Raw genomic sequence first — 20,837 nt, forward strand, 5'->3', positions numbered from 1 at the left:
ATTCGTGAAAATCTGTGAAATTGGTGTTTTATTCCTCAAAACTCTCGTCTTTAAATCCTATCAAATATAACTTATTTTTGGCACGTGTCATAGCAGTATAAAGCCATCTGATATAATCGCGATCGATTCCGTTTGGCAAATACGGCTGTTCAATAAAAACCGTATTCCACTGCCCTCCTTGCGATTTATGACACGTAATTGCGTACGAGAATTTCACTTGTAATCCGTTAAAATATTCGTTCTCTTTTACTTTCTGAAACTTCTTGTATTTCGTCGTTTCATTTTCATAATCCTTCATCACTTCTTCGTACAAACGATTTGATTCTTCGTACGTTAAAGATGGAGATTCACTTTTGATTGTATCTAATAACAAAACAGTTTCAAAAGGTTTCTGCTCCGGATAATCGACCATTCGTATTTTTACTTTCGCGAAAGTAAATCCGTATAATTCTTTGATTCCAAAAAGCTCCAGAACTTCAATAATATCACCATTGGCAATAAATCCCGCTTCATCAGTTTCTTTTAACCAGAAATAATTATTCTTTACCACCATCAGGAAATCGCCCACAGAAAGTTCACTTTCTTTAAACAAAATCCTCGTTCTGATTTGTTCGTTATATTGATTCGCTCTTTTATTAGAACGAACTATAAACGCCGTATCTTCAATACTATAATTGCTGTAAGCCGAATTAATTGCATCCTGAATATCGTAACCATCCGTTAAACGAACAATATCTTTAAACTTTTTTACATTGAATTTAAACTCGGTAATAAAGCTTTCTTTTAGCAATTCTCGCAATTCCGTCGCATTAAACAAAATCCCTGAACTTTCCTCCTGACGCATTACTTCGTCGAGTTCTATATGTTCGATTTCTTTATTATAATGCGCCGCCAAAGTATGCGTATCAAGCGCCGGACTTATATCTAAATTTACGGGCGGCAACTGAGCGGTATCTCCAAGAAGAATCATCTTGCAATTGGTTCCCGAATATACGTACGAAATCAAATCGTCCAGAAGCGATCCATTATCATAAAGCTTAGAATCTGAATTGCTATCAGAAATCATCGAAGCCTCGTCGACGATAAAAATCGTATTTTTATGCTTGTTCAATTGCTTGGTAAAAGCAACGCCTCCGCCAGCCGACTTTTTAGGAAAATATATTTTTTTATGGATTGTAAAAGCTGGCGTATTCGAATAATTAGCAATTACTTTAGCCGCACGACCCGTTGGCGCCAGCAAAACAAACTTTTTATTAATATCGCCAAGATTGTTTACAATTGTCGAAATCACAGTCGTTTTTCCAGTTCCGGCATATCCTTTTAGTACAAAAATCGTATCGTTATGTGTGTCCGTTAAGAAAATAGCGATTTTCTGAAAAAAAATGTCCTGTTTGTATGTTGGAGCAAACGGAAATCTTTTTTGCAAAACGCCGTAAAACAAAGATGAATTCATAGGGGTAAAATTGAAATACAAAGTACGGGCTTTTTAATGGCAATGTCAATTCCAAAAATCAATATCAATCACAATTTCAATTAAAGCGTTATTCTGATTTTTTTGAGCAAAATAATATGAACTTACATCACTTATAAGGTAAAGAAAATTTAACCTTGCTTTAAAATCTAATTAAAATTGTTTTTTGAAATTGCAATTATAATTCTTCCTTTTTAATTTGTAAGTTTGTACTCGCCTTAAATTCTTTCTTGATTCAAAAACAGGTAACGAATTGTAAATCAAATATGTCATTGCAAAATACTAATATCACTTCAAAAAATTACAAAAAACTTTCTATTCAGGTTTCCTTGAATGGATTTTCGTTTTGTTGTTTTGATACTCTAAATAATACGATTACAGCGTTTAACGAAGTTAACTTTGATGCCGCACAAAAAACATCAAAAATTGAAGACTTATATAGTGCTGCTTTCAAAAACTATCCTGAATTAAAAGATTCTTACGACGAGATTTTGGTAATTCACAACAATAATCTTTCAACTTTTGTACCAACGGCTTTGTTCGACGAAAATTACCTGGCAAGCTATTTACAATACACTACAAAAGTTTTTGAAACTGATTTTTTTACTTTCGATCATCTTTCAAAATACGAAATGAATTCGGTTTACATTCCGTATGTCAATATCAATAACTTTTTAATTGACACCGTTGGTTCGTTTGATTACAAACATGTCAACAGTATTTTAGTCGAAAAAATCATTGAAAATTCAAAAAACAATGATGAGAAAAAAATGGTAGTGAATTTCAATCCAAATCATTTTGAAATAATCGTTGTACAAAATCAAAAACTGCTATTATTCAATTCTTTTGAATACCAGACGCCGGAAGATTTTCTTTATTATATTCTATTTACTGCCGAACAATTGAGCTTAAATCCAGAAAGTTTTCCGCTTGAATTATTAGGAACAATAGATAGAAACGACCCTTTTTATGCCATTGCTTACAAGTACATTCGCCATATTTCTTTTATGGATGTAGAGACTTTACAGCAAAGAAACCGCTTTTCAACTGCACAAAATCAAAAACATTATATCTTATTTCAATCATGAGAATCATTTCAGGAAAATACAAAGGACGCCGAATTTTTCCGCCAAAAAACCTTCCTGTAAGACCTACGACTGACATGAGTAAAGAAGCATTGTTTAATGTTTTAAATAATCATTTTAGTTTTGACGGCTTAAAGGTTTTAGACTTATTTTCGGGAACCGGTAATATCAGTTACGAATTCGCTTCACGCGGAAGTGCTCCAATTACCTCAGTTGACGGTGATTTTGGATGCGTAAAATTTGTCAAACAAGTCGCTTCAGAATATGATTTTAATATCGCTGCTACAAAAAGTGATGTTTATAAATTTCTGGAAAATTGCAAAACATCATACGATATTATTTTTGCAGATCCGCCTTATGGATTAGATCAGAATGCTTTTGAAAAAATTGTTTTAACCGTTTTCGAAAGAGATTTACTTCATGAAGACGGAATGATGATTATCGAGCATTCGAAATACACGAAAATGGAACATTTAAGTAATTTTTCTTTTCAGAAAAGTTACGGTGGATCTTTCTTTAGTTTCTTCGAATTGAATTCTACAGATGACGACGAAGAACTTCCGGACAATTCCATAAAAATAATAGAAGAAGACGAAGGATAATTTTGTTTTGAAATCATAAAAAAATCCCTTGAAAATTTCAAGGGATTTTTTTGTTTTATCTAATTAATTCCAGTTGGTATTTTGAGCCAGATTATGCATTAAAAAATTACCAAAACACAATTAATTGTTTTTTAAATATTTTTGTTCCATCGGAACATTTCATCGGTAAACCAATACTAATGCGTTTTTTTTACGTTCCGTAGGAACGTTTGATTCATAACCAATATATATCAACATACTATTTATCAAACATCCCTAAGGGATGATATCTAATCGCAAACATTTTTTTCTACTACCGATGAAATGTTCCGATGGAACAAGAATAAATAATTATTTTAAAATTAAATACTTCTTTTTTACTAAAATCTCTAATGCGTAATCTGGCTCAAAATACCAACTTGAATTAATTAATTCTATTTTGATTATCGTCGTTTTTCTCCTTAAACTCTGTATCTTTCACTTTTCCGAAAGAATATCTTATCGCGATCGAAACCTCATGATTATCGACAACATATCTTGCTTTAGAATTTATATTATTGATTGTAAATTTCTCCGTTTCGATATTATTTTTAAAAACATTATTACAACTCAAAGTACAATTCCATTTTTTGAAGAACGTTTTTGAAACCGTCACATCAACAATAAATCTTGGATTTGTCACAAAAACTCCCGTATATTGTTTTGTTAATCTCCAGAAATTCAGATTAAAAGAATATTCTTTTGGAAGTTTAAATTCATTATTTGAGCTAAAATAAGCATACGGTTTTGAACCCATAAATGCCGCCGTTCGATCTTCAATCTTTTCTAAAATAAAAATCATAGAATTGGTCGTTGTCCAGAATTTATAGTTAAATGGCAACACAAATTCCGCTGAAAGTCCTGAACTTTTATCAAAGTTAATATCCTTAAAAGTCATTATATTAGTTTGATCATCAAAAGAAAAACTATTATGAACAGGATCTTTAGTTTGATAATAAGTCAATTTAACAGACTTATCATGATATAAAAAAGTAGTCGATATTTCGTTCGTAATTGTTGGATCTAAATTGATATTTCTAGCATATAAAAAATAAGGATTTATATAAGTTGCTCCCTGACCTAAGGACGAATAATTGGGTCTTGAAATACTTCTCGCATAATTAACAGAAACTCTTTTTACGCTGTCAATTGGAAATGTAAACTCTGCTTTCGGGAAAAAATTCGTGTAGTTCTTATCCAGTAATGGCGTTGCATCACTTTTGAATTTCCCTGTTACATTCGAATTTTCAATCCTGAAACCAAGCGAGAAATCTGCTTTTTTAATCTTACCAGACAATTGCGCATATCCGGATAAATTTTCTTCCTTAAAATCATAATTACTCAGTTCATTTTGATTGTTTTCAACATAAAAAATTGCCACATCAGATTTAGAATTTGCTGACGAATACAATCCTCCCATTTCAAATTTCATCTCGTTTTTAAGCTTTTTCTCTGCATCAATTCTTCCGGAAAAATAATTCACTCTAAATTTCTGATCTCTGATTTGCGATAATTCAAACTCTGTATTATTAAAATCATTATTTACTTCGGTAAGCAATCTTTGATCAAAATTAGAATATTGCAATCCTGTATAAATCTGTGTATCAATTGATTTTATTTTCTTCTGATAATTTAGAAATGAGTTCACAAAATTCTTTTTACTATCATTATCAGTAAACGTCACAACATGATTTTCTACCTCTTTATTTTTATTATCCGTTATTGTATTGATCGGAAAAGTATCTGTTTGTAACTTACTATTTATGCTAATCGAAAAATAATCATCTTCGTTTATTTTGTAAAACAAACCTGCACCAAATACATATTGTTTTCTTTTCGTATCCGCCGTTACATCATATTTAGAAGCAATATCTGCAGTTGGAATTTGATAATCGATACTATGGTTTTCCCAAGGATTTAGTCTATTGTAATTGAAATTTGCTTTCAGTTCGAGTTTGTTTTTTTTGAAATTAGAATTAAATCCAAGATAATTGTTGAAGTTTTTTTTGAAAGAAGCAACCTCAGAAATCTCAGTTCGGAAACTATCTTTTTTGCTAAACTTTCTTGTAATTAAAATCACAGAACGACCTTCGGCTTCATATTTAGAAGATGGATTCTGAATAATTTCGATGGTTTTAATATCGGCTACAGCCAAAGCGTTCAAATCGTTTATTCCCACTTTTTGATTGTCGATATAAATCAGCGGACTTCCTTTGCCAATAACCGTAATACTTTCTTTGTCTGAACTCACTTGAACCGTTGGTAATTTTGCCAATAAATCAACCGAATTCGGAATCGAATTGTAAATAGAATTAGCAACATCTACTTTAACATTCCCATTTGTATTCGTAAAAGTTTTTTTGTTTTGAGTAATCACAACTTCATTTAACTTGTTCGAAATACTGTCTTTAGGAGTTTCGGTTTGTGCATTTGCAAATAGAGAACAACAAAATAAAATTAGAATTAAGAAAAGTTTTAAAGGCAAATAAATGTTCATTTTTTGATTGATTTTAGATTGAAACATTGCAAAAGTGCTTCTAAAAATGAGTTCTGAAGGTTAATTGAAGGTTAATGCGGAGTTAACGTGCTTTTTGTACTATAAAAGCATTATTTTTGAACTGGAGATTAGCCCACAGATTTTACGGATTAAACGGATTTACACTGGTTTAGTTTTATTAGTTGACTTTAATAATATGTGTTTAAACCATGTCATTCACGTGCGTTAATTTCATGCATATTCTACAGATTCAAGCAGATTTAAAAAGATCATTTTTAATCTGCCAAAAATCATTTTTAAATCTGCATGAAAAACAAAAAAATCTGTGTAAATCCGTTTGATCCGCGTCATCCGCGCGCCAACATAATAACAAATGAAACAAAGAATCAATTTATTAATCGCATTTTCTGTTATCGCTTTGATCGTTTTATCGACGGTTCAATGCTATTTGGTAAAAACGACATACGATTATAAAGTGGCGCAATTTCATACGGAAATCAAAAATGAAATAGCTCTAATATCCAACAATTACAGTGATATAGATTCTGCAATTGTTTCTAAAAAAGAGGCGCTTTATAAAATCTTGTCTGAGAATTACCTTAAAGGGAAAAAGACCAAATTTGATATTAAAAAACGTATTCTCGACAATGAATTTCAAGATGCATTGACGCAGAAAATCCAACGTAAGTTTGAGCGCGATTTACCAAATCTTAAAATTGATTTTGCGATTGTACTCAATAAATTTATACTGTATCAAAACACAAAAAAAGCAGATACAATTTTCTCCGAAAAGCCATTTATTCAAAACAAATTATACGGAAATCTGGCTTCATTAAATCACGCTTTTCTGGTTCGAAATTATGTTGGGACCACAAACGGAACTTATGCCAATCAGGATTACAAATTATTGACAGAAGATTCAATGTATGTTTCTGTAATCGACTGGGAAATGATTATTTTAAGACGAATGATGGTTGTTTTGATCTTATCATTATTATCGATTTTAACGCTTATCACACTTTTTGTAATCGCAATAAAAGCTTTAATCAAACAGAAAAAAGTAAGCGATGTAAAAACTGATTTCATCAATAATATTACGCACGAACTTAAAACTCCTTTAGCAACTTTAAGTATTTCTACCAAAATCCTAGAGAAGAAAAATATTCGTGATGATGATGAAAATTTCCATGCAATTGTCAATACGATTTCACGCCAAAATAATCGTTTACAAAATTTGATTGATCAGGTTATGGCAAATTCATTGGCTGAAAATGAGATTGAATTGCAAAAAGAAAAAATAGAAACCGAAGATTTTCTGACCGCAATTGTGAATGATTTTAAAATTACATTCCCAAAAATCAATCTTCAAACTGATTTTCAAACACAGAAAACAATTTTAGTTTTAGACAAATTCCATCTGACAACGGCTTTCTTAAATGTTCTGGAAAATGCTGTAAAATATGGTTCAAATACGATTACGATAAAAACAAGAATAGTCCAAAATCAATTTTCGATTAGTATTGAAGATGACGGAATTGGAATTGAAAAGAACAAACAATCGCTTCTTTTTGATAAATTTTATCGCGTAGAACAAGGAAATCTTCACAATACAAAAGGCTTAGGTTTAGGATTGTATTATGTCAATCAAATTATAAAAGCGCATCAGGGCACAATTAATGTTGTGAGTGATTTAGGAAAAGGAACTCAGTTTACTATTTTATTAAAAATTTAATTACCTTATTTTGAAAAAATTACTTTTAGCTGAAGACGATTTTGATTTTGCTGGAATTTTAAAAAAATATTTAGAATTGCATCAATTTGAAGTAATCTGGGCAGAAAATGGAGAAATAGCTTTAGACTATTTTAAAAACCAGGATTTTGACATTTGTGTTTTTGACGTTATGATGCCAAAATTGGACGGATTTTCATTGGCCGAAAAAATAATTACAATCAATCCTGAGATTCCATTTATTTTTCTAACAGCAAGAAAGTTAAAAGAAGACAAAATCACCGGATTAAAACTTGGTGCAGACGATTATATTATAAAACCTTTTGAAGTCGACGAACTGGTTTTGCGTTTGCAGAATATTCTAAAAAGAATTGAACAAAAAAGAACTCTGGACGGAAATAATATAATTGAAATTGGTTCTTATATCTTTGATAATGAAAGATTAACTCTCAACAATAGAAATCATGTTCAGCAGCTTACAGAAATGGAAGCTTCGCTTATTGAGTATTTATATCTGAATCACAATACGTTATTAAAAAGAGACCAAATTTTAATGTCGGTTTGGAAAAAAGATGATTATTTCTCCGGTCGAAGTATGGATGTTTTTATCAGCAGACTTAGAAAATACTTTAATTCAGATCCAAAAATCAGTATTGAAAGTGTTCGCAATATTGGCTTAGAATTTAAAATAGAAAAACCTTGACGAATCAAGGTTTTTCTATTTTTTTTTAGATTATTTCCCGATAACCCAACCTAATGTAAAGTTCGCTAAAGGAACAAACTCAGTATCATATTTATCAAAATTTATTCCTGGCCCAACACATAGTTCAAGATTAAATCTTCCTTTATAAGTGCGTTGTAATCCCCAAAGTGCCCCTAATGTAACCGAAGAAGAATATTCTCCATACTTGCTATTCGTAGAAATAGATTGAAAATTATAGGAAGCTGAAGCAGCAATAAAATTCCCTGAGTTATAGGCTGTCCTTTTTCCTTTGGCAGCTCTTTTTTCTAAATTATAATAATGACGAAATTGTTCCGTGATCATCGGAAAAATATAAACATTTGATTCATCATAATAACTATTATAACGGTAACCAGCTCCTAAAGTTGCCTCCGAATATAATGTGTTTTTAGCCGATAAACCATGCTCATAAACGAAGCCAGGAAACAACATATTAATTTTAAATTGATTTTTTCTGACAGAAGTTACAGCTTCATCTTGTGCATAAACCCCATTAAACAAAAGAACGGCCAGACATAAGAACAGATAATTTTTTTTCATTTTGGTTATTTAAATTGGTTGCGCCAAAAATAGCATTTAAATAATACAAATCGTATTAAAAGAGTCTTTTAACACTGAAAAAAATATAAGTTTTAAAGGCAATTGTATAACAGCACCAAAAGATATCATAATAAATTTGTTATGAACCTTTTAAAACTAGAAATCATGAACCTAAAAAGATTTTTTGGAGCCTTGCTAACCATTCTTGGTATAGTTGGACTTATTTATACAGCCGTAATATTCTCCAGTACATCCGGAGCAACAAGAGATATCAAATCACTAATTATTTATGGAATTCTGGGTATTGTTTTCTTTACGTCCGGAATCAGTTTAGTGCGTACTACCAAAGACGAATCATAATTTATTGAGGCAACAAAACGTTGGCAATTTTTGTATAAAGAGGAGTTTCTACATTGTATTTAGCGCCTTCTTTTACCACAAACTGAGTTAATGAAATTGCCTCTGTATTTTTGCCTGCCAATAAATCTCTGTGCATAGATGAAGTCGCTTCTTTTGGCGATTTCTCTAATTTTACGATTGTTTGTTGTACAATATCGTTTGGTAATTTTAGCTTTTTGGCTTTGGCAACCGCTACAATTTCATGTATTAATTGAATATAAAGTTCTTTAGATTCGGGATTGTTTAAAATCTCTCCAATATTCTCATTCAAATAAGAAGTTGCAGAAGCTAATGCCGAAATAAAAATGAATTTCTCCCAAACCGTTTCTTCAATATTTTCAACCAAATAACTTTCGATTTTGGCCTTTTGCAAAATATCTTGTAATTCTTCTAATTTTGATCTTGAAGCCGTTTTAGAGCCAAAAAATAACTTTTCATAAAAACCCATTTTCCTGATCGTTCCAGGCGAAAAGATCATTGAAATAATATAAACACAACCTTCTAAAACTACATTCTCAGGAAATAATTCCTGAATGCGTTCCGGCGCATCAACACCATTATATAACGGAAGAATAACGGTTTCCGAAACAATACATTTTTTTAACGAAAGTAAACTTTCCTCGATATCATAGGTTTTGGTAGCGCAAACTAAATAATCTAATTGCCCAATTTCATCCGGATTATTCGAAACCAATTTTGGATGAACAATAAATTCAGTTTCATCAGTAACGATTTTTAATCCGTCCTGAGCAATTATCCTTTGAGTTTCTCCACGCGCAATAAAGACAATTTCAATCGCATCCGATCCAAAATAAGCTTTCGCCAAAAGTCCACCAAAATAACCTCCAACTCCACCAAGTCCTAAAATTCCGATTCTTGTTTTCATAATTATTATTTTTTTAGCCATGAATAAATCTCAAAGTCTGTCATTGCGAGGAACGAAGCAACCACACTCTTTAAACATAAGTTAATATAGCAAATGAGATTGCTTCGTTCCTCGCAAGGACAAAAATGAGAAAAAAAAATCCGTAAAAATCCGCGCCTTCGCAATAGCGAATCCGTAAAATCCGCGTGCCATTACACAAAGCCATTCAACACAAAGTTACTCCTCCAAAACAGGATCCAAATTCAACTCCGTAAAATCATGTTCTGTTTTCGAGATTATTATTGTCGCTACAGTATTTCCAATCAAATTTGTTATTGCTCGCGCTTCACTCATAAATTTATCAACTCCTAATAAAAAAGCCAATCCTTCGACCGGAATCTTATGCAAAGCAGTCAAAGTCGACGCGAGAACTATAAATCCGCTTCCGGTTACACCAGCCGCACCTTTTGACGTTACCATCAGGATTCCGATAACACTTAATATTTCGAAAAAACTCAAATGAACATCATACAATTGAGCCAAAAATATCACCGACATCGACAAATAAATCGAAGTTCCGTCAAGATTAAAAGAATAACCTGTTGGAATCACCAAACCCACAACCGATTTACTACAACCCATTTGTTCCAGTTTTACCATAATACTTGGCAAAGCGGCTTCAGAAGATGAAGTTCCAAGAACCAGTAAAAGTTCTTCTTTAATGTATTTTAAAATCGAAAGAATACTGATTTTATAATATCTCAAAATACTTCCTAAAACTAAAAATACAAACAACGCCATGGTCAAATAAACACATAACATCAATTTCCCAAGCGGAATCAAAGTCTGCAAACCAAACTTACCAATCGTGAACGCCATTCCGCCAAAAGCACCAATTGGAGCCAGATACATGACATATTTTAATCCTAGAAAAACCACTTTCGAGAAACGTTCTAAAACTAAAATTGTTTGTTCTCTTTTTTTATAAAAATTCAAGGCAATACCGCAAACAATCGCCGCCAATAAAACCTGCAAAGTAAAGTTCGAAAAGAAAAACTCTAACCACGAAAAATGTTTGGCTGAACCACTTGTATATTGACTGGCATCACCAAGAGTCAATCCGGACCTATCAATTTTTCCAGGCTTAAAAATATAAGCAACAGAAACTCCAATTGCCAAAGCCACTGTTGAAACTACTTCAAAATACCCGAGCGCTTTTATTCCAATTCGGCCTACTTTTTTAAGATTTCCCATTCCGGAAATTCCTAAAACGATCGTTAAAAAGATAATCGGACCAATAAAAAGTTTGATAATATCAATAAATCTTTTGCCTAATATTTCCATTTTCACACCATTTTCAGGCGAAAAATGTCCGAGCAAAATACCTGCAATAATAGCAATCAGAACCCAAAAAGTAAGATTGGTAATGATGACTTTAAAAGTACTTTTCTTTGGTTTATCAGAAGATTTTGGAGTGGTTATATTCATGAGGATAGATTAGAGAGTATCACAAATATATATAAAAAATGCAGACCTATAAGCCGGATTCTGTCTCTGATAAATCAGAGCCTTATCATTTATCTAGATCCAGCATTACTGCTGGACTCAAGCTACCTACCCTTCAACAACGGACGAGAAGCCCTTAAATGCTGATATACTTGGTATTTCACCGCATAGAGTTTACCTGGTTTCACTACAGCATTACCTGTACATACTTTCTGTTGCACTTGTCCTTGCGCTATTTCTAACGCCGACGGGTGTTACCCGCTATGCTTCTCTGTGGTGTCCGGACTTTCCTCCCTCCCAATAAATCAGGACGACGATAAGGCGGTCTGCGCGGCAAAAGTAACGATTTATCAACTAAGAATAATCATTTAAAATTTTAGATTTTAGACTCGTTTTCGTAACATTTTAATTTTAAATTAGTTATCTTTAAAATCCATAATTTTAAAATTCAATTATTATGATTAGAATGTATCATTACGCAACTGTTTCAAAAGCTTTAGATCAATTGAATGAAAAAGGATTTACATGTGATTTTAATCTAAACTCGGACCTGATTAAAAAAAATCCTGAAAAATTTGAAATTGTTCATGTGTATCGATACGAAGGGGATTCGGACCCAGGCGATGAGGCAGTTGTATACGGAATTAAGTCGACTTCAGGTAAAAAAGGCGTGTATGTCGCGGGTTTCTCCGCCGACTCAGATCAGGAAACTGCAAAGTTTTTATTCGATCTAAGTATAAAGGGCAGGTGATTTTTAAGGAGCTATTTCCTGCTATTCGCTGTATCTTTTCCTTGTTAAAGAAACAAGAAAAAGGATGCCGCTGCTATCAGGGCTAGGACTTTAGGTTACATAAGAAAAATTTATATTTTTAAACAATCAAAGTCATTGCGAGAAAGGAAGTAACTACGCATATAAGCACAACGTGATTCAGCAAATGAGATTGCTTCGTTCCTCGCAATGACATAAAATCCGCATAAATCTGTGTTTTCGCGATAGCGAATCCGTGTCATCCGCGTACCATTTCAAACCAATAAACTATAAAAAAAGTCCATCATAAAATGACAGACTTTTAAAAACAGTACATAAAATAAATTATGCCGTTGGTATTTTTATTTTCCAACCGGCTTGGATCAGGTCAGGATTTTTAATAAGATCTCTATTCGCTTCAAAAATTGCTTCCCAGGAAACCCCGTGTGCTTTTCCTATTTTTGATAATGAATCACCACTTACAACAGTATATTCCGTTGTTGTTCCTTCTGCAACTGCAATATTCAACACCACATCAGCCGATCTAAATTCAGGATCAATCTTTCCGTAAGCATCCCAAACTTTATCTTTATCCTCAGCCGATTTTGCTGTACCGTCAATATATAGCACATTATCCTGCTCTCTCACTTGCAAATTAGCGATACCTAAATTGGTCGCCAAATCTGTTAACTCTTTGTATTTATCCAATAAACTCATAACTCCTTTTATTTAATAGTTAACTTATTTTCAACTTTTTTAGGCTTCAATTCCTGTACGCTTTTAATCAAGTTTGGCAATTGCTCTTTTTTGATAGTTCCTGTAAGAGTTACTACACCATCCTTAACCGCAGCAGTTACACCATTATACGTTCTTACAACTTCATTTACAGAAGTAGTTAAAACCGCATCTGGATTTATTTCAACAGGAGCTGGCGCTGCAACAGGTTCCGGAGCCGCAATCTCACAATTATTCACTACCGATTTTACACCTTTTATACCTTTAACAATGCTCTCTGCATTTTGCTTAAGAGCTTCGTCTTTACAAATACCCGAGATTGTTGCAACTCCATCTTTTACAGTTACGTCAACACCTGGCAAAGCACTTATTTTTGCAGCAATTTCTTTCTGAATATCTGCGTCTTTAGGGCCACAAGCTACTAATGAAAAAGCAAGGCACAGTCCTAATAAAATTGATTTAACTTTCATAATGATATCTTTTTAAATTAATGAATCATCTAAGTTAACGAATAAATCAGTTAAATATTACAAAATAATCTTACAATTTTAAAACTTATTAATTTCTTAAAATTAATACATAAAAAAAGTCCTGAATTTTAATATTCAGGACTTTTGTAATTTAAATAATTTTTGGTGCTATTTTTAATCTAAATAACTCTCAGGATAAAGTGTTTGTCCATACTTTTTAAAAATGGCATTTATGTTTTCCTTTTTCTCAAGTTCATCATTTAAAGAAGCCGTTTCCATATAATTTGACATTTCTTCAAACAAATCGTCTAATCCGGCCGGAGTTACCGTACATAAAAGTTTAGCAGGTTTATCGCTTAAATTTTTAAAGCCATGAACAATTCCGCCTTTCGGAATATTGACAAAAGAGTTTTTCTTCGCCACATAACTTCCTAATTCAGATTTGAATGAAACTTCGCCTTCCAAAACAAAAAAAGTCTCAGCAAAATCAGGATGCGCATGCGGATTTGGTCCCGCTCCAACAGGAACTGACATTTCGATTACGGCATATTCTCCGTTAGTTTGTTTTCCCGAAATTATGATTCGGTAATTTCCTCCGGCTATATTTAATTTCTGACCTTCAGTTTCGTCGACGGTTGTTATTGGGTTTGGAGTTTTCATTTTTAAATTTGTTTTGATTATACTCACTTATTATAATATAAACCTAATCAACTTTTAAAAGCTTTATTCAACTCAAAAATACAAATTTTAAAAACAGTTCTTCTAAAGTAATAACTAAAGGATTTAATTTTTAACATTATGGATTACCGTAATTTTATTCTACTATATGTAAATAACTTTCATTTTTATTAATTTAAAACATATACAATATGGCAAATTTTAAAAAAAGTGATTTGAAACTTATTTATTCCTGGACTGCAGCTGCCGAAAACGACAATGCAAAAATTACTGGAATCCCTGACAGTACTCTTCTTGATCGCCATGAAGGTTATGAAGTTCTTCCATTTCTAAATCGATACTTGACATCTAAGAATTGGACATCATCATCTACATTAAATAAATTAGAAGATGCGTTACGCGATGAACTTCCTGGCACTACAAGAAGTCATGCCAATGTCAAAAAATGGTTGGATGATAATTTCAAACTTTAGAAAAAAAAACCGCTCAATGAGCGGTTTTTACATTTACTTCTATAGAAACTTTTTTCAGGACGAGACAAGTTAATATAATGATCTTAATTATTTAGGCGAATAATCAACCTTTGTCAAAACCCGATCTTCAATATTTCCAATTACATCTCCATATTTTTCGGTGTATTGCTTTTTAATTTCGATCCATTCTTTATCGGCTTTAAAAGCGTCCCAAGCTTTTTTCATTGTGTTTTGATCCGGCCATTCTAAAAAATAAACAAACTCCGTTTTCTTATCTGATTTTGATTCATAGATTGACATGATTTTAAAATTATACTTCTTCATAATACGCATTGCATGATCTCGAAATCGTTCATGAAAAAGATCTTTATTCTTTTCGAAAATTTCATAAATACGCAATTGATAAACAGGACTCGATTGTGTTACACTTTGCGCTTTTACAACCGAAGTTGCAATTAATAATAAAGTCAATAAAAACAGTTTCATATTTGATAATTTGTATAGGATTAAAGTCTTGAAAAAATAGTCTTTTAAAAATTACAATACTGATAATAAAGTTTTTGTATTCAATCAAAAGTATAAATTTAAAATAACATTTATTAGAATTAAATCTTACAAGAACAATTCGTTTTCGTGCTTAATGAGATTGCTTCGTTCCTCGCAAGGACTTTGATTGTCGATTATAGTTGTGATCCTTCGACTTAGCTCAGGAAGACATGTCTAGAGAAAAAAATCTACATCAATCCGCGTTTTCGCTTTAGCGAATCCGTTTTATCAGCGTTCAATTTCCCCATTCCAAAATTTAAAAATGTTAATTTAAATCGCTTACTTCCTCACATTCAAAACGCTCAAAATTCCCTTTAATATTTATCAATTTCAGATTTGTGATTTGGTAATTTTCAGCCTATATTTGCTATCGAATAAAACAGAATATGGAACAATTTGTAGTATCGGCTCGTAAATATCGCCCACAGACCTTTAAGGATGTTGTAGGTCAGAAAGCCATTACCAACACTTTGTTGAATGCTATTGACAGCAATCACCTTGCTTCTGCCCTTTTATTCACTGGACCTCGTGGAGTTGGAAAAACAACTTGCGCGCGTATTCTGGCTCGTAAAATAAATCAGCCTGGATATGATGATCCTAATGAAGATTTTGCTTTTAACGTTTTTGAGTTAGATGCTGCTTCAAACAACTCGGTTGATGATATTCGTAATCTGATTGATCAGGTTCGAATCCCGCCACAAACCGGACAATACAAAGTTTATATCATTGACGAGGTTCATATGTTGTCTTCGGCAGCTTTTAATGCTTTCCTTAAAACATTAGAAGAACCGCCAAAACATGCTATTTTTATTTTAGCGACAACAGAGAAACACAAGATTATTCCAACGATTTTATCTCGTTGTCAGATATTTGATTTCAAAAGAATTACTGTAAAAGATGCTAAAGAACATTTGGCAGAAGTTGCAACAAGTCAGGGAATCAATTTTGAAGACGATGCTTTGCACATTATTGCTCAAAAAGCTGATGGTGCAATGCGTGATGCTTTATCTATTTTTGACCGTGTTGTTTCGTATTGCGGAACTAATCTAACGCGTCAGGCTGTAACCGAAAACTTAAACGTTTTAGATTACGAAACTTACATCAGTATTACAGATTTACTTTTAGAGAATAAAATTCCGGATCTTTTATTGGCTTACAATGATATTCTTGCTAAAGGTTTTGACGGACATCATTTTATTGCCGGTTTAGCTTCGCATTTTAGAGATTTATTAGTGAGTAAAACTCCTGCTACAATCGCTTTACTTGAAGTTGGAGAACAAGCACAACAAATGTATGGTGTTCAGGCTCAGAAATGTTCTCAGGATTTTTTACTAAAAGGAATTGACATTGCAAATGACTGTGATTTAAAGTATAAATTAAGTCAAAACCAACGCCTTTTGGTCGAATTATGTTTGATGCAATTGGCCTCTATCAATTTTGATGGAGAAAAAAAAAAGTTGAGCAATTCATAATTCCGCCTACTTATTATAAAAATGGAAGCTACTCTATAGTTGAAGTCCAAAGTCCAAAGTCGAAAGTCGAAAGTGCTGAAACTGTAAATCCAACTTCAAAAGCTGAAAATGCAGTAAGTCCAACAGAAACTCAATCTCCGCCAAAACAAGAAACTCCTGTTGCTCCAAAAACGGAAACTAGCAACGAACCAAAAATTTCGGCTTTTTCATTATCTAGTATTCGCAAGAAAAAAGAATTGGAAGCAGCCAGTATGACTTACGTAAAACCAACTTCTGTAATGCCTACAGAAGAATTTACGGAGACTGAAATGTTGGTACAATGGAATAAATACGCACAACGTTTAGGAGACAAAGGTCACAAAATCATGGAATCGTTATTATTAATTAACGATCCAACTTTGAACGGAACTGTTATTACTTTTGAATTACCAAACGAAGGTTCTAAATTAGATTTTGAGTCACAAATTCATGGTCTTTTAGGGCATTTAAAAGGACATTTGCACAATCATGATATTACGATTGAAGTGAATGTAAATGAAACTATCGAAATTAAAAGAAGTTTGAATGATCAGGATCGATACAATCGTTTAATGGAAATCAATCCAAATCTTGATCTTTTGCGTTCTACATTTGGATTGGATTTAACTTCTTAATTTTTTTTCCACAAATATTTTTGCCACGAATTTCACGAATTATTTTTGTCAATCTTTGAGAATAAAAATTCATGAATTCGTGGTATTTTTTTTTAAAATTCCTCTTTACTTATTTTTCAGTCCGAAATCATAGACTTTCTGTAACCATTTTTCTTTTTGAAAATCATCAGAAGTTTTTATGATTCCAATGTAGCTTACTTTTACGGGTTTTACTCCGCAGAATTCTAATGTAGTTTTCTTTAATTGATTGACACTTGGATTTCCATAAATCAATTTATAATACCAACTTGGCTGATCTAATGTTGTGATAATATGAGCTGTTTTTCCTTTAAGTAATTTATCCCACCAAACAGAATTTTCCCTGTGTTCAAACGCCATTCCGGGTAAAAATAATCGATCGATAAATCCTTTAGTTATTGCAGGAAGTCCGCCCCACCAAATTGGGTGAATCCAAACTAAATGATCTGCTTTTTTAATCTTTTGCCAGGATTCTACTAAATCAGGTTCAAGTTCTGTTCGTTTTTGATAGCCAAACTGTAAATTGGGATTAAATTTTAAATCGGCAATTGTTATTGTGTCTACTTCTGATCCTGAAGCAATTGCACCTTTTAAGTAAGATTCGGCTATTCCAAAATTAAAACTTGACGGATTTGGATGACCATTAATGATCAGTATTTTTTTCATATGATTCCTTTTTTAGCAAAAATAGTATTGCACTGAAAATTATTACTGGACAAATGTCCTATAAAACTGCTTTTCTAATTCGGCTTAAATGTCTTGGTGTAACGCCTAAATATGATGCTAAATATTGAAGCGGAATCAACTGAAGATATTTTTGATGATTCTGATAAAGTTCTTCGTAACGTTGTGTTCCGGATAATTTCTGAAAAGAAATCATTCGTTTCTGAAGCGTTACATATTCCATTTCAGTCAATTTACGCCCAATTTCCTGCCAATGAATTCCCAAGTTATAAAGCTTTTCTAAACTTTCCCGACTTAAAACCTGTAGTTCTGTTTCGGCTAAAGCCTGAATATTTTCTTCGGCAACATTTTGAGTTATAAAACTAGAGAAGGAAGCCATAAATTCATTTTCGAAGGCAAAACAATTCGTGATTTCGTCTCCTTGATGATTGAAAAAATAGGATCTTAAAATCCCTTTTTTGATAAAATAGATTTCGTTACAAACCTGATTTTCTTTCAACAGAAGTTCTCCTTTTTTAAGCGTACGAAAAGTAATTAAATCTTCTAATTGCTCTAATTCTTTCTGAGGCAAAACCTGAATAGACTGAAAAACGGTTTTCATTTTAACATTATGATTTTAATTACTAAGAAACCTTTTTATTCAAATGTTACTTCTTCGGTTGTGGCTTTTAAAATTTCGTGATTTGATTTTTCAATTTCTATTGTAAACTTATGCTTTTTGAAATTTTCAGGTTTTAAAGCTATTTTCATTTGATAAGTACTTAGTCTCGCCAGATTTAAATTAGGAATATAATCTTCAACTCGTTTGTTATTACTATCGAAACTTTTTGCTGTAACGATACTATTTAACTCAGCTCCAGCCGGAAAATTGTCATTAAAAGCTGCATCACTTTTAATCGAAATTCTAATTAACGAATATTTTTCGCCATCATCTCCTTTTTCACATACGGTCATAGCATATATTGCATTCGAAAAATTGAAATTCACTCCTTTCTCGACCACATATTCAAGATTAGCCCAATCTATCTCATATCCGAAGATTAATTGTTCATTTGCCAAAACTTTAGGATAACTTACTTTAGCGAATATAGCATGGTAATCATAATATCTTTCTGCAGGACAATTGCCACAAGCATTAAACAATCCCAAAACATTAAAAGTTAAAAATATAGTAAGTATTCTTTTTTTCATCTTTATCAAAATAGATTTATAGAAACGAACTTACAATTATATTTTTAAATTTTATCTTTTTTTACTTTAAGTATAAGTAAATGTTTATGAAGTATATTCGGAAGTTATTTATTAAAAACTCTTTCGATTCTTTTGTCAGGCACAAGCCATATTAAAGCTACGATAACATAACAAGCACCAGAAATCCATTCATTATAAAATGAAGAAACGATTCCAATAATATTAAGACCTGTAGAGATTTTACCTTTTAAATCTTCGCCAATAGCTTTTCTTAAAAGTGAATCTTTCCCTTCTGTTTCTAAAACCATTTTCTGAAGAATAATATAAGCGACTGCACATCCCAATAAAATAATTCCGTAAAGTGCTAAAGGTGCTTTTTCAAAATTATGTTCTCCCATCCAGCCAGTTGCAACAGGAATTAAGGAAAGCCAAAAAAGTAAATGTAGATTTGCCCAAAGAATTTTTCCATTGATTTTAGAAAGACCATGAATTAAATAATGATGATTGTTCCAGTAAATTCCAACGTAAATAAAACTTAAAACATAACTTAGAAACTTAGGAATTAGTGGTTTTAGATCTGCAAACTCAACTCCATGAGGCACTTTTATTTCTAAAATCATTATGGTGATTATAATAGCCAAAACACCATCACTAAAGGCTTCAAGTCTAGTTTTATTCATTTATTTTAAAATTATAATAATCAATATTAAAAAAGTTTGCCACAAATTTCACGAATTTACACTAATTTTTTATTTCTATTATAAAATATAATTCGTGTAAATTCGTGAAATTTATGGCAAAAAAGTATTTAAATTTTACCGTAATACATTGCTTTTACGATTCCGTCAGAAAGACCAATTTTAGGGACGAAAATTTGACGTGCTCCACTCCATTTCATCGCATTCAGATAAATTCTGGTTGCGTGAATAATTACGTCGGCACGATCTGAATTTAAACCTAATTCGGCAATTCTTTGTTCGTAAGTTAACGAATTCAGGAATGCATATTGTGAATTGATATAAATGTATGAAAGCGGTTTTTCTTGTTGTTTTCCGGACATTTTAAACAATTTATTAATGTTTCCGCCGGAACCAATCAAGGTTACTTCTTCATAATCAGCTGTATTGGTTTTAATCCATTTTTCGATTTCATCCCAAACTGAATCGTGAACCATATTATTTAATAAACGAACTGTTCCGGCTTTGAAAGATCTTGAATTAATCATTTTTCCATCAGAAAACAATGTAAATTCTGTACTTCCGCCGCCAACATCTACAAATAGATAGGTTTCGTCATTTTTTAGTAAATGATGTAAATCTGTTGAAGCGATAATTGCCGCTTCTTTTTTACCATCAATAATTTCAATTTTAATGTCGGCTTTTTTCTTAATTAAAGCGACAACTTCTTTGGCATTATAAGCTTCACGCATTGCTGATGTTGCAAATGCCATATAACGCTCAACTTTATGTACTTTCATCAAAAGATTGAATGCTTTCATTGCATCAACCATTCGTTCTATATTTTCTTCTGAAATTTCTCCTACGGTAAAGGCATCTTGTCCCAAACGAATTGGCACACGAACAAGCGAACTTTTATTAAATTGTGGTTCTTTGCCATCTTGCTCTACAACATTCGATATTAGTAACCTCATGGCATTTGAACCAATATCTATTGCTGCATATTTCCTTATATTAATCATGCTCACTTTATGATTT

General features: G+C 32.1%; 23 protein-coding genes and 1 other RNA gene. 9 read left to right on the top strand and 15 right to left on the bottom strand.

Annotated features, from left to right (window positions below):
- Positions 1-28 precede the first annotated feature (28 nt).
- Positions 29-1,453, bottom strand: a complete 1,425-nt coding sequence (locus WN975_RS10285; protein ID WP_337966460.1) for an AAA family ATPase — start codon at positions 1,451-1,453, stop codon at positions 29-31.
- Between the two features lie 284 nt (positions 1,454-1,737).
- Here WN975_RS10285 and WN975_RS10290 point away from each other — a divergent pair, with 284 nt between their 5' ends.
- The gene (locus WN975_RS10290; protein WP_099712656.1) at positions 1,738-2,559 is read left to right on the top strand and encodes a DUF3822 family protein; all 822 of its coding nucleotides are present in this window, start codon (positions 1,738-1,740) and stop codon (positions 2,557-2,559) included.
- Positions 2,556-3,158, top strand: coding sequence for an RsmD family RNA methyltransferase (locus tag WN975_RS10295; RefSeq protein ID WP_099708590.1), 603 nt, complete (start codon positions 2,556-2,558; stop codon positions 3,156-3,158). Before WN975_RS10290 ends, WN975_RS10295 begins: the two co-directional genes overlap by 4 nt.
- A 403-nt stretch (positions 3,159-3,561) precedes the next feature.
- Here the strand turns inward: WN975_RS10295 and WN975_RS10300 are convergent, their stop codons facing one another.
- On the bottom strand, positions 3,562-5,673 hold the full coding sequence (locus WN975_RS10300; RefSeq protein ID WP_337966461.1) for an outer membrane beta-barrel family protein: 2,112 nt from the start codon (positions 5,671-5,673) through the stop codon (positions 3,562-3,564).
- Positions 5,674-6,046: 373 nt separating this feature from the next.
- On the opposite strand from WN975_RS10300, the gene WN975_RS10305 reads away from it, so the two are divergent.
- Complete coding sequence (locus WN975_RS10305; protein WP_337966462.1) at positions 6,047-7,405, top strand: HAMP domain-containing sensor histidine kinase; 1,359 nt, start codon at positions 6,047-6,049, stop codon at positions 7,403-7,405.
- A gap of 10 nt (positions 7,406-7,415) precedes the next feature.
- A complete protein-coding gene (locus WN975_RS10310; RefSeq protein WP_337966463.1) occupies positions 7,416-8,105 on the top strand; it encodes a response regulator transcription factor in 690 nt (229 codons plus the stop codon).
- A 30-nt stretch (positions 8,106-8,135) separates the two neighbouring features.
- Here WN975_RS10310 and WN975_RS10315 read toward each other — a convergent pair whose 3' ends face one another.
- A complete protein-coding gene (locus WN975_RS10315) occupies positions 8,136-8,684 on the bottom strand; it encodes a DUF3575 domain-containing protein (RefSeq protein ID WP_337966464.1) in 549 nt (182 codons plus the stop codon).
- 165 nt (positions 8,685-8,849) lie between these two features.
- Here WN975_RS10315 and WN975_RS10320 point away from each other — a divergent pair, with 165 nt between their 5' ends.
- The gene (locus tag WN975_RS10320) at positions 8,850-9,044 is read left to right on the top strand and encodes a hypothetical protein (protein WP_121330088.1); all 195 of its coding nucleotides are present in this window, start codon (positions 8,850-8,852) and stop codon (positions 9,042-9,044) included.
- Position 9,045: 1 nt separating this feature from the next.
- Here the strand turns inward: WN975_RS10320 and WN975_RS10325 are convergent, their stop codons facing one another.
- The 3 genes from WN975_RS10325 to rnpB form a co-directional block, all read right to left on the bottom strand.
- Entirely contained in the window at positions 9,046-9,969 is a 924-nt protein-coding gene (locus WN975_RS10325) for a 2-dehydropantoate 2-reductase (protein WP_337966465.1), read from the bottom strand.
- Positions 9,970-10,185: 216 nt separating this feature from the next.
- Positions 10,186-11,436: a cation:dicarboxylase symporter family transporter gene (locus tag WN975_RS10330; protein WP_337966466.1), complete on the bottom strand. Its 1,251-nt coding sequence runs from the start codon at positions 11,434-11,436 to the stop codon at positions 10,186-10,188.
- A 33-nt stretch (positions 11,437-11,469) separates the two neighbouring features.
- Positions 11,470-11,787, bottom strand: an RNA gene (gene rnpB / locus WN975_RS10335) — RNase P RNA component class A.
- A 124-nt stretch (positions 11,788-11,911) separates the two neighbouring features.
- Between rnpB and WN975_RS10340 the strand changes: the two genes are divergently transcribed.
- Complete coding sequence (locus tag WN975_RS10340) at positions 11,912-12,205, top strand: hypothetical protein (RefSeq protein WP_099708599.1); 294 nt, start codon at positions 11,912-11,914, stop codon at positions 12,203-12,205.
- Positions 12,206-12,547: 342 nt separating this feature from the next.
- Here the strand turns inward: WN975_RS10340 and WN975_RS10345 are convergent, their stop codons facing one another.
- The 3 genes from WN975_RS10345 to WN975_RS10355 form a co-directional block, all read right to left on the bottom strand.
- Positions 12,548-12,919, bottom strand: a complete 372-nt coding sequence (locus tag WN975_RS10345; protein ID WP_337966467.1) for a LysM peptidoglycan-binding domain-containing protein — start codon at positions 12,917-12,919, stop codon at positions 12,548-12,550.
- 8 nt (positions 12,920-12,927) lie between these two features.
- On the bottom strand, positions 12,928-13,407 hold the full coding sequence (locus tag WN975_RS10350) for a BON domain-containing protein (RefSeq protein WP_337966468.1): 480 nt from the start codon (positions 13,405-13,407) through the stop codon (positions 12,928-12,930).
- Between the two features lie 174 nt (positions 13,408-13,581).
- On the bottom strand, positions 13,582-14,067 hold the full coding sequence (locus tag WN975_RS10355; RefSeq protein WP_337966469.1) for a cupin domain-containing protein: 486 nt from the start codon (positions 14,065-14,067) through the stop codon (positions 13,582-13,584).
- 209 nt (positions 14,068-14,276) lie between these two features.
- Here WN975_RS10355 and WN975_RS10360 point away from each other — a divergent pair, with 209 nt between their 5' ends.
- Entirely contained in the window at positions 14,277-14,558 is a 282-nt protein-coding gene (locus WN975_RS10360; RefSeq protein ID WP_337966470.1) for a hypothetical protein, read from the top strand.
- An 87-nt stretch (positions 14,559-14,645) separates the two neighbouring features.
- On the opposite strand, the gene WN975_RS10365 is transcribed toward WN975_RS10360, so the two are convergent.
- Positions 14,646-15,044, bottom strand: coding sequence for an NIPSNAP family protein (locus WN975_RS10365; protein ID WP_337966471.1), 399 nt, complete (start codon positions 15,042-15,044; stop codon positions 14,646-14,648).
- A gap of 446 nt (positions 15,045-15,490) precedes the next feature.
- Between WN975_RS10365 and dnaX the strand changes: the two genes are divergently transcribed.
- Positions 15,491-16,576: a DNA polymerase III subunit gamma/tau gene (gene dnaX, locus WN975_RS10370; RefSeq protein ID WP_089350285.1), complete on the top strand. Its 1,086-nt coding sequence runs from the start codon at positions 15,491-15,493 to the stop codon at positions 16,574-16,576.
- A gap of 251 nt (positions 16,577-16,827) precedes the next feature.
- Positions 16,828-17,229 carry a hypothetical protein gene (locus WN975_RS10375; protein WP_233209647.1) on the top strand — a complete coding sequence of 134 codons (402 nt, stop codon included), beginning with the start codon at positions 16,828-16,830 and terminating at the stop codon, positions 17,227-17,229.
- Between the two features lie 105 nt (positions 17,230-17,334).
- Here WN975_RS10375 and WN975_RS10380 read toward each other — a convergent pair whose 3' ends face one another.
- The 5 genes from WN975_RS10380 to WN975_RS10400 all read right to left on the bottom strand — a co-directional run bounded on the left by WN975_RS10380 (position 17,335) and on the right by WN975_RS10400 (position 20,821).
- Positions 17,335-17,913, bottom strand: coding sequence for an NAD(P)H-dependent oxidoreductase (locus WN975_RS10380; RefSeq protein WP_337966472.1), 579 nt, complete (start codon positions 17,911-17,913; stop codon positions 17,335-17,337).
- A 58-nt stretch (positions 17,914-17,971) separates the two neighbouring features.
- Positions 17,972-18,532: a Crp/Fnr family transcriptional regulator gene (locus tag WN975_RS10385; RefSeq protein ID WP_337966473.1), complete on the bottom strand. Its 561-nt coding sequence runs from the start codon at positions 18,530-18,532 to the stop codon at positions 17,972-17,974.
- 35 nt (positions 18,533-18,567) lie between these two features.
- Positions 18,568-19,122 (bottom strand): hypothetical protein, encoded by a 555-nt coding sequence (locus WN975_RS10390; RefSeq protein WP_337966474.1) that lies wholly within the window; start codon positions 19,120-19,122, stop codon positions 18,568-18,570.
- Between the two features lie 104 nt (positions 19,123-19,226).
- A complete protein-coding gene (locus WN975_RS10395) occupies positions 19,227-19,802 on the bottom strand; it encodes a TMEM175 family protein (RefSeq protein ID WP_337966475.1) in 576 nt (191 codons plus the stop codon).
- Positions 19,803-19,930: 128 nt separating this feature from the next.
- Positions 19,931-20,821: an exopolyphosphatase gene (locus WN975_RS10400; protein WP_337966476.1), complete on the bottom strand. Its 891-nt coding sequence runs from the start codon at positions 20,819-20,821 to the stop codon at positions 19,931-19,933.
- Positions 20,822-20,837: the final 16 nt, after the last annotated feature.

The sequence above is a fragment of the uncultured Flavobacterium sp. genome, assembly GCF_951805225.1.
Lineage (GTDB): Bacteria > Bacteroidota > Bacteroidia > Flavobacteriales > Flavobacteriaceae > Flavobacterium.

Coding starts and splice junctions, on each gene's coding strand:
- WN975_RS10400 (WP_337966476.1), bottom strand. CDS start 20,821: ATGATTAATATAAGGAAATATGCAGCAATAGATATTGGTTCAAATGCC.
- WN975_RS10320 (WP_121330088.1), top strand. CDS start 8,850: ATGAACCTAAAAAGATTTTTTGGAGCCTTGCTAACCATTCTTGGTATA.
- WN975_RS10395 (WP_337966475.1), bottom strand. CDS start 19,802: ATGAATAAAACTAGACTTGAAGCCTTTAGTGATGGTGTTTTGGCTATT.
- WN975_RS10390 (WP_337966474.1), bottom strand. CDS start 19,122: ATGAAAAAAAGAATACTTACTATATTTTTAACTTTTAATGTTTTGGGA.
- WN975_RS10290 (WP_099712656.1), top strand. CDS start 1,738: ATGTCATTGCAAAATACTAATATCACTTCAAAAAATTACAAAAAACTT.
- WN975_RS10355 (WP_337966469.1), bottom strand. CDS start 14,067: ATGAAAACTCCAAACCCAATAACAACCGTCGACGAAACTGAAGGTCAG.
- WN975_RS10360 (WP_337966470.1), top strand. CDS start 14,277: ATGGCAAATTTTAAAAAAAGTGATTTGAAACTTATTTATTCCTGGACT.
- WN975_RS10380 (WP_337966472.1), bottom strand. CDS start 17,913: ATGAAAAAAATACTGATCATTAATGGTCATCCAAATCCGTCAAGTTTT.
- WN975_RS10330 (WP_337966466.1), bottom strand. CDS start 11,436: ATGAATATAACCACTCCAAAATCTTCTGATAAACCAAAGAAAAGTACT.
- WN975_RS10340 (WP_099708599.1), top strand. CDS start 11,912: ATGATTAGAATGTATCATTACGCAACTGTTTCAAAAGCTTTAGATCAA.
- WN975_RS10385 (WP_337966473.1), bottom strand. CDS start 18,532: ATGAAAACCGTTTTTCAGTCTATTCAGGTTTTGCCTCAGAAAGAATTA.
- WN975_RS10300 (WP_337966461.1), bottom strand. CDS start 5,673: ATGAACATTTATTTGCCTTTAAAACTTTTCTTAATTCTAATTTTATTT.
- WN975_RS10345 (WP_337966467.1), bottom strand. CDS start 12,919: ATGAGTTTATTGGATAAATACAAAGAGTTAACAGATTTGGCGACCAAT.
- WN975_RS10285 (WP_337966460.1), bottom strand. CDS start 1,453: ATGAATTCATCTTTGTTTTACGGCGTTTTGCAAAAAAGATTTCCGTTT.
- WN975_RS10295 (WP_099708590.1), top strand. CDS start 2,556: ATGAGAATCATTTCAGGAAAATACAAAGGACGCCGAATTTTTCCGCCA.
- WN975_RS10315 (WP_337966464.1), bottom strand. CDS start 8,684: ATGAAAAAAAATTATCTGTTCTTATGTCTGGCCGTTCTTTTGTTTAAT.
- dnaX (WP_089350285.1), top strand. CDS start 15,491: ATGGAACAATTTGTAGTATCGGCTCGTAAATATCGCCCACAGACCTTT.
- WN975_RS10350 (WP_337966468.1), bottom strand. CDS start 13,407: ATGAAAGTTAAATCAATTTTATTAGGACTGTGCCTTGCTTTTTCATTA.
- WN975_RS10375 (WP_233209647.1), top strand. CDS start 16,828: ATGACTTACGTAAAACCAACTTCTGTAATGCCTACAGAAGAATTTACG.
- WN975_RS10305 (WP_337966462.1), top strand. CDS start 6,047: ATGAAACAAAGAATCAATTTATTAATCGCATTTTCTGTTATCGCTTTG.
- WN975_RS10325 (WP_337966465.1), bottom strand. CDS start 9,969: ATGAAAACAAGAATCGGAATTTTAGGACTTGGTGGAGTTGGAGGTTAT.
- WN975_RS10365 (WP_337966471.1), bottom strand. CDS start 15,044: ATGAAACTGTTTTTATTGACTTTATTATTAATTGCAACTTCGGTTGTA.